6 protein-coding genes and 1 pseudogene are annotated in these 8,760 nt (G+C 41.6%); 6 read left to right on the plus strand and 1 reads right to left on the minus strand.

Going from position 1 to position 8,760, the window contains the following annotated elements; all coding sequences use genetic code 11:
* Window positions 1-61 precede the first annotated feature (61 nt).
* From RDS42_RS09195 to phnX, 4 genes and pseudogenes are all read left to right on the plus strand, one after another.
* On the plus strand, window positions 62-832 hold the full coding sequence (locus RDS42_RS09195) for an ABC transporter ATP-binding protein (RefSeq protein WP_308783403.1): 771 nt from the start codon (window positions 62-64) through the stop codon (window positions 830-832).
* Between the two features lie 11 nt (window positions 833-843).
* A pseudogene (locus tag RDS42_RS09200) lies at window positions 844-3,500 on the plus strand (extracellular solute-binding protein).
* Window positions 3,501-3,538: 38 nt separating this feature from the next.
* Complete coding sequence (locus RDS42_RS09205) at window positions 3,539-4,636, plus strand: 2-aminoethylphosphonate--pyruvate transaminase (RefSeq protein WP_308783404.1); 1,098 nt, start codon at window positions 3,539-3,541, stop codon at window positions 4,634-4,636.
* 12 nt (window positions 4,637-4,648) lie between these two features.
* On the plus strand, window positions 4,649-5,422 hold the full coding sequence (phnX, locus tag RDS42_RS09210; RefSeq protein ID WP_308783405.1) for a phosphonoacetaldehyde hydrolase: 774 nt from the start codon (window positions 4,649-4,651) through the stop codon (window positions 5,420-5,422).
* Between the two features lie 58 nt (window positions 5,423-5,480).
* Here phnX and RDS42_RS09215 read toward each other — a convergent pair whose 3' ends face one another.
* Complete coding sequence (locus RDS42_RS09215; protein ID WP_308783406.1) at window positions 5,481-6,722, minus strand: MFS transporter; 1,242 nt, start codon at window positions 6,720-6,722, stop codon at window positions 5,481-5,483.
* Between the two features lie 220 nt (window positions 6,723-6,942).
* Between RDS42_RS09215 and RDS42_RS09220 the strand changes: the two genes are divergently transcribed.
* Together RDS42_RS09220 and RDS42_RS09225 are read left to right on the plus strand one after the other, a co-directional pair.
* Window positions 6,943-7,992 (plus strand): acyltransferase, encoded by a 1,050-nt coding sequence (locus RDS42_RS09220; RefSeq protein WP_308783407.1) that lies wholly within the window; start codon window positions 6,943-6,945, stop codon window positions 7,990-7,992.
* Window positions 7,993-8,012: 20 nt separating this feature from the next.
* Window positions 8,013-8,750, plus strand: a complete 738-nt coding sequence (locus tag RDS42_RS09225; protein WP_308783408.1) for a tRNA threonylcarbamoyladenosine dehydratase — start codon at window positions 8,013-8,015, stop codon at window positions 8,748-8,750.
* The last annotated feature ends 10 nt before the right edge of the window (window positions 8,751-8,760 follow it).

Here is an 8,760-nt window from a genome sequence, read left to right on the forward strand (position 1 = left end):
CATTACTAAAAGAAAGGAAAAGGTGATGTTTTAGCTTCTATAAACATCATACAAGAAAAATATGTTAAAGCTTGAAAATCTGAAGAAAGTATATGACGGAGTTACAATTCTTGAAAATATTAACCTGGATATTGAAGATGGAGAGATTATTTCTATATTAGGACCTTCAGGATGCGGAAAAACAACTTTGCTGAACCTGATTCTTGGAATTGCAGAAGCAGATGGAGGAAAAATTTTTTTTAACGGACAGGATATTACAAAGGTTCCTATGGAAAAGAGAGGATTTAATATTGTATTTCAGGATTATGCTTTATTTCCAAATCTGAATGTATACGAAAATATCACCTATGGGCTGAGAAATAATCCGGATATTTCATCGCCTCAGGAGGTACAGGATCTGATCAGACTTCTGGAGTTGGAGGAACACTTAAATAAAAGGATCGATCAGCTTTCCGGAGGACAGAAGCAGAGAGCAGCCCTTGCAAGAACCATGGTTATGAAGCCGAAGATTCTTCTGCTTGACGAGCCTCTCAGTGCACTGGACGGAGTGATCAAGGAATCCATTAAGGATCGGATCAAAACAATTGCAAAGGAATTTAATCTTACTACAATTATTGTAACACATGATCCGGAAGAAGCGCTTACTCTTTCTGACAGGGTGCTGATTCTGGAAAAGGGAGGAATTGCCCAGTATGGAAAACCTTCTGATATTATTACACATCCGGAAAATCCTTTTGTAAAAAAATTCATTCTTAATCAGCTTGAGATTAAGAGAAACAATATCTATATGCTGTTTGCAAACACCTTGCTGCCAAAAGAAATCTCTGCCTGAGGATATAGAAGATGAACAGAAAAAATAAAGAAACAAAGCTGATCTTTACGGCAGTGGGACTGTTGTTTGCTGTTTTTCTGATGATTCCGGTCATTCGTCTTCTGGCAAAATCGTTCCTGGGAGAAAACGGCTTTACCTTTGCTTTTTACAGAGAAGTTTTTGGAACAAAAGGGTTTGTTCGGGCTCTTGGAAACAGCTTTCTGATTGCAGGGATAAGCGCGCTGGTTACTACGGCTCTTGCCTTTTTTATGGCGTATACGGTGAATTATACCAATGCAGACCGCAGAATAAAAAAGATAATTGGGGCAGTGGCAGTGCTTCCAATGTTTCTTCCTACGATTACTTATGGATTTGCCATTATTTATTCTTTTGGAAAGGAAGGGCTTCTGACAAAGATTTTGGGCCGTCAGCTGTTTCCTATTTATGGGTTTAACGGTCTTCTTCTGGGATATGTGATTTATACTCTCCCGGTATGCTATGTGCTGGTTTCTAATGCAATGGCATATATAGATAAAAAATTTATGACAGTGTCCAGGCTTATGGGAGACAATGCGTTTACCACATTTCGAATGACGGTGGTAAGACCGCTTCTGGGCACATTGGCGGCATCATTTGTGCAGGCATTTTTTTGAGTTTTACAGATTTTGGTATCCCTGCAGCAGTAGGGGGGCAGTTTGAAGTTCTTGCAAGTGTTCTTTACCGCCAGATGCTGGGAAGTGTTCCGAATTTTAATAATGGTGCAGTGGTAGCTATGGTTATGCTGATTCCTTCTGTTGTGAGCATTGTACTGCTGAAATATCTGGAGAAATATAATGTACGATATAACAGGATAGCTCAGGAAGATCTGAAAAAAGGTCCTGTGAGGGATATTATTTTTGGATGTTTTTCAGTTTTAATCTGTATTGGTATTGTCTCTATATTTGCAGTGATCTTTGTGATTCCTTTTGTGGAGGAATGGCCTTACAGAATCCACTTTACAATGGAAAATATATGGAAAGTGATCAGAGATACAGAGCTTTTCGATGTATATATGAACTCCATTTATGTAGCTTTTTATACGGCAGTTTTTGGTACGCTGATTGTTTACGGAAGTGCTCTGGTTACTGCAAGAAGTCAGGTAAATAAGTGGTTTAAGCAGGTGATCGACGGGATTGCGATGGTTACTAATACTATTCCGGGAATGGTGCTTGGACTTGCCTTTCTGTTCTGTTTCTCTGGAAGCAGTCTGCAGAATACTTTTTTGATCCTGGTGATCTGCAATACCATTCATTTCTTTTCTACGCCGTATCTGATGATGAAGGAATCGCTTGCCAAACTGAATGCTTCCTGGGAAACGACAGCAATGCTTATGGGAGACAGCTGGATCAAGACAATTCTAAGGGTTGTGACGCCAAATGCTATTTCTACTATCATAAGGGTATTCAGCTACTATTTTATCAATGCAATGGTGACCATAAGCGCCGTGATCTTCCTTGCGGGAGCACGTACCATGGTCATTACAACAAAGATTAAGCAGCTTCAGTATTACAATAAATATAATGAAATATTTATACTTTCGCTTCTGCTTCTTTTTACAAATATGGCAGCGAAATTTCTCCTGAACTGTCTGGCAGACAGAAAAAGCAGATCAGGAGAAAATGTCAAAAAAGAAACGCATAGGACACAGATAGCATCTGCAAAAATGAGGACTGCAAGGAGGGTGATTGCTGTTTTTGCAGCAGCAGTTTTGGTAATTTCTGCGGTATCGCTGGGAAGCGGAGGACGAAACAGCCAGCTGGTGGTGATTTATTCCAATGCAGATGATGAAGCGGTAGAAGCGATCAAGCAGACTCTGGATGAGAACGGATATCAGGGAAAGTATATTCTGCAGACTTTTGGTACCTCAGAGCTGGGAGGAAAGCTTCTGGCAGAAGGGAAAAACCTGGAAGCAGATCTGATTACGATGAGTACATTTTATATTGACAGCGCCCAGGAACAGAATCAGATGTTTCAGGAAATTACCTTTCCGGTAAATACGACAGAGGAGTTTCCTTCTTATTGTGCACCTGTTACAGCACAGGAGGGCGCTCTTATCATTAATACAAAAGTAATGGAGTCATCAGGACTTCCTGTGCCGAAATCTATAAAAGATCTGGCAGATCCTGTTTATAAGGACATGATCTCTGTTACGGATGTCTCTTCTTCGTCTACTGCCTGGCTGCTTTTGCAGGCACTCATTGACGCATACGGTGAAAACGAGGCAAAGGAGCTTCTCGCAGCAATTTATGAGAATGCAGGGCCTCATGTGGAGGATTCCGGATCCGGACCATTGAAGAAAGTCCGGGCGGGAGAGGCCGCCATCGGTTTTGGCCTGAGACACCAGGCAGCAGCAGATAAGAAGGCAGGACTTCCTATAGATTATATTGACCCTGAAGAAGGAAATTTTTCTCTTACGGAGTCTTTGGCTGTTCTTGCCAAGGATACAAAAAGAGAACAGACAGCTATGGAAATGGCGCAGTGTATTATAGAAAATGGAAGAAAGAAGCTTCAGGAAACCTATCCCAATGCACTTTATAAAGGGGAAACCACAGATCCCGAAAATGCTTCTGCAAATCCAAAAACTTATAAAGAAATGCTGACAGTAGAGCTTCTGGAAAAGCACCAGAAGCTGTCGGAAGAATGTAAATAATTTAAAAAACATAGATCAGACATAAAGGAGAAATCAAAATGAAAAATTACAAATTACTTACCCCGGGACCACTTACTACAACAGATACAGTAAAAAAAGAAATGATGTTTGACCATTGTACCTGGGATGATGATTACAAAAAAATCACACAGGAAATTCGAAAGGACCTTCTGGATCTTGCTCACGTATCTGAAGAAGAATATACAGCTGTTCTGATGCAGGGAAGCGGAACCTTTGGCGTAGAATCTGTGATTACCAGTGTGATTGGAAAGAAAGAAAAGCTTCTGATCATAGCAAACGGAGCCTATGGTGAAAGAATGGCAGATATCGCAGAACATGCAGGCGTAGAATATCTTCTCTGCAGTGTGGACTATAATAAGGTTCCGGAATCATCTGAAATTTGTGAAATATTGAAAAAAGATCCTTCTATCACTCATGTTTCCATGGTGCATAGTGAAACAACTTCCGGTATCCTTAACGACATTGAGGCAGTGGGAAAAGTTGTAAAAGAAATGGGAAAAGTCTTTATTGTAGATGCTATGAGCAGCTTTGCAGGCGTAGATATTCCAGTGAAAGACTGGGGGATCAATTTCCTTGTCAGCAGTGCAAACAAGTGCATTCAGGGAGTTCCAGGATTTTCTTTTGTAATTGCTGATCGTCAGCTTCTTGAGGAAAGTAAAGGCAAAGCGAGAAGTCTGTCCCTTGATCTTTACGATCAGTGGAAAACAATGGAGATAGATGGAAAATGGCGTTTTACTTCTCCTACTCATGTGGTACTTGCTTTTGCTCAGGCGTTGAAGGAGCTGAAAGAAGAGGGAGGGATACCGGCGCGAAACAGACGTTACAGAGAAAATAATCAGCTTCTGATCCAGGGAATGGAACAGCTGGGAATCCATCCTTATATTGACGGAGAACATCAGGGACCGATCATAACAACTTTTTATTATCCGGAAAATTATGAGTTTAAATTTTCTGATATGTATCAGTACATTAAGGACAGAGGATATGCAATCTATCCGGGGAAGGTAACAGAGGCAGAGACCTTCCGTATTGGAAATATTGGTGAAATTTATAAAGAAGATATCGAAAAGGTAGTAAATCTGGTTAAGGAATTCCTGGAAAGTACCAGAGGATAGGGGGGAACGACAATGAGAAAATTTGACTGTGTGATTTTTGACTGGGCAGGGACAACGGTAGATTATGGATGCTTTGCGCCGGTTCAGGCATTTGCTGAGGTATTCCGTCATTATGGGATAGAACCGACAATGGAAGAGGTAAGAGAGCCTATGGGAATGTTAAAGATCGATCATATCCGTACGATGCTGAACATGCCCAGAATCCGCAAATGTTGGGAAGAAAAGTATGGAAAGGCACCGGAAGAACAGGATGTCAGGGAGCTTTTTGGTATCTTTGAAGAAAAGCTTATGGGTATTCTTCATATGTTTGCAGACCCGAAGCCCGGAGTGCCTGAAGTGATCCAAAGTCTTCGCGCAAAGGGATATGCCATTGGTTCTACAACCGGATACACAGATAAAATGATGGAAATTGTTGCCCCTGCCGCAAAAGAAAAAGGATATGAGCCAGACTGCTGGTTCAGTCCGGATTCCACTGGACAAAAAGGCCGCCCTTATCCCTATATGATTTACAGAAATATGGAAAAATTGGGAATTCAGGATGTAAGACGGGTGATAAAAGCAGGCGATACCGTTTCGGATATCAGAGAAGGAAAAAATGCAGGTGTATTTTCTGTGGGAGTGATTCTTGGAAGCTCTGAAATGGGACTTTCCCAGGAGGAATTTGAAAGCCTGTCCTGGCAGGAGCAGCAGGAGAAATGCAGAAGAACAGAACAGAGATTTCTGGCTGCAGGAGCCGATAAGGTGGTTTATGACCTGAGAGAGCTGGAAGCATTTCTGGAGATATAAGAAAATAAAAAGAGTATCCGGCAGTTGTGATATTGCCGGATGCTCTTTTTTACATAAATCATGCCAGTGGGATTTTGTCTGCTTTGCGGAAGAAGAAAATACCGATAAGGAACATAATGGAAAGCGCTCCTACACCCAGATTTACACTGCCGGTAATCTGGCTGATCATGGATACCACCATAGTTCCCGCAAAGGAAGCTCCCTTGCCGCAGATATCGTAAATCCCAAAGTATTCGCCGGATTTATTTGCCGGGATGATCTTTACAAAATAAGACCGTGAAAGAGACTGGACCGCACCCTGGAAGATGCCCACAGCAATGGCCAAAAGCCAGAACTGATACTGCTCTTTCAGGATGATCCCGTACATGGCGATCAGGAAATAGGCGCCGATACAGACAGTGATCAGCTGTGAGGAATTGACCTTCCGGGATAATTTTCCGAAGATCAGAGCTGCCGGGAAGGCCACGATCTGGGTTACAAGAAGAGCCAGAAGAAGGCCGGTAGAATCAAGGCCCAAGGCGGTTCCATAGGCAGTTGCCATGTCTATGATGGTATAGACGCCGTCAATATAAAAGAAAAACGCGATCAGGAAAAACAGAATCTTTTTATTCTGTTTCAGTTCAGAAAAAATTCCGCCCAGACGCTTAAAGCTTGCTGCAAGATTGTTTTTTGCGTTTGTTGTCTGGTAGTGAGTCTGCTCATAATGTCTGAGCAGAGGAAGACTCATCATGATCCACCAGATCGCTACCAGAAGAAAAGCCAGTCCCATGGCTGTTTTCATGGAAAGACCGATTTTGTCATAAAAAAGAACAAGAACGAGGCTCAGGATAAAGGGGATGCAGCTTCCGATATATCCCCATGCATAGCCCTGGGCGGAAACTTCATCAGCACGGTCTTCAGAGGTTACATCCGGAAGCATGGAGTCGTAAACTACGAGGCTCAGAGAGTAGGCGGATTTTGCAATAACAAAAAGCAGCAGGAACCAGAGCCACGACTGACTGAATCCAAGAAAGACACAGCCGATAGCGCCGATCAGAAGAGCAGCAAGAAATATTTTTTTTCTCCGTCCTTTTGTGTCAGAGGCTGTTCCCACGATGGGACCCAGAACGGCAACAATGATTGTGGCCACAGAGACTGCGTAGCCCCAGTAGGCAAGATAATTTACTTCCGAGATCCCTGCCTGATCTGCAAGATAGTTGAAATAAATGGGCATGATGGTGGAAACCAGAAGCGTAAAGGCAGAATTTCCCACATCGTACAGGATCCATTTCTTTTCCATACTGTTTAGCTTAAATTTCATAAGTATCCTCCTTGAAAAGCCGTGTTTTCGGAAGTCATCTGCAGCTTCCGGTCATGCTTTTATTTTATCAGATTTTTTTCAGTATAGCACGCATATTTATTAGAATTATCATGAAAAAATCAAAATATGGTAAAATCTAAAAGACTTTCCCTGTTCTTTTGTTTTTGATATAATAAGGAACGTTAAGTACGGTAAAGAGAAAGACAGGGAGGGACTGTGAATGCGGGAAAGAGAATATAATATGGATTATCTGAGGATTTTTGCCTGTTTTATGGTCATATTTCTTCATGTAGCTGCACAGAACTGGTCTTCGGTAGAGGTAACAAGCAGAGAGTGGCACGTTTTTAATTTGTATGATACTGCGGTCAGAAGTGCTGTTCCGTTGTTTGTGATGTTGAGCGGAAAATTGATTCTTTCCAAAAACACAGAGTTTTCTGTAAAGGGATTCTATCAAAAAAATATTAAAAAGCTAATGGTGGTTTATGTTGCATGGTCTGTTTTTTACACGATAGATACCATTGGAATATCCGGATTGTCTTGTAGTAGTTTTAGTGATTTTATAGCAGGCGTTGTCAAATCAAAATTCCATCTGTGGTATCTGCCGGCGATGATCAGTATTTATCTGCTAGTACCGATATTTATCTGTCTGGTACGCTATGAAAAGGGACGTTATGTGCCTTATGCCTGCATGATAGCGGCAGGATGGGCAGTAGGAAAAAGTCTGATTACAATTTTATTTCCGAAAAGTGAATTGTGGGAAATCTTATTTCATGATTTTAATTATGCATTAAGTGATTTAAGTCTGTATTTTCTTCTGGGGTATGCGTTGGATAAATATAAAGAAAAGTTTGTTAAAGTCAAAAAACGATACCTGGTGGCAGGGATTTTGTACATGATTTTGTATGCGGCAAAAATAGGAGAAATGGATGCAATTGTTGCAGGTAAACCCAAAAGTCTTTTATATGGCCATTTTGCGTTACCCGTTTTTTTAGAAGCAGTGCTTATTTTTATGTTGTTTTTAAAGTTGCCGGCAAATATAAAAAACAGGAAATCAGCAGGATTGATTGCAAAGTTGTCAAAATATACTTTGTTTGTATATTTGATCCATATTTTTGTATTAGAACATATCAAGCTGTGGTTTGGGATCACGACCACGATATGCAGTCCATGGATATCCGTACCGTTTCTTTCAATAGTGGTGTTTGCTGTCTGTATGGCAGGTGCATGGATCGTTGAAAAGATACCTGTAATAGGAAAATGGATCATGTAATAGAAATGGAGTAAAATAAAATGGAAAATCAATTTTCGAGAACCGAACTTCTTTTTGGGACAAAGGCTATGGAGAAGCTTGCCGGAGCACGGGTGGCAGTTTTTGGCATCGGTGGAGTAGGAGGATATACTGTGGAGGCTCTGGTACGGAGCGGCATTGGAGAGATTGACCTGATCGACAGTGATACAGTAAGCCTTACCAACCTGAACCGTCAGATCATAGCCACAAAAAGCTCCATAGGAAAATATAAAGTTGATGTAATGCAGGACAGGATCATGGATATCAATCCGGATGTGAAAGTTCATGTACACAAATGTTTTTATCTTCCGGAAACGAAAGATCAGTTTGATTTTTCTCAGTATGATTATGTGGTAGATGCTGTGGATACGGTGACGGCAAAGCTGCAGATTGTTGAGGAGGCGGAAGCGGCGGGAGTGCCGGTCATCAGCAGTATGGGAGCCGGAAACAAGCTGGATCCTGCGGCTTTTCAGGTGGCGGATATTTATAAAACATCCGTGTGTCCTCTGGCAAAGGTCATGCGCCGCGAGCTGAAAAAAAGAGGGATAAAAAAGCTGAAGGTAGTTTATTCTCAGGAGCTTCCGGTGATGCCTGATCCGGAGCTTCTCAGTTCTTACAGTGAGGAAACATCTCCTTTGGCTCCGCAGAAACGCTCTGTTCCAGGCTCAGTGGCCTTTGTACCGTCTGTGGCAGGACTGATCATTGCAGGAGAGGTACTTAAAGATCTGGCAAAAAAATAAAAATTGTGAA

The sequence above is a fragment of the uncultured Blautia sp. genome (assembly GCF_902497045.1).
Lineage (GTDB): Bacteria > Bacillota > Clostridia > Lachnospirales > Lachnospiraceae > Blautia_A.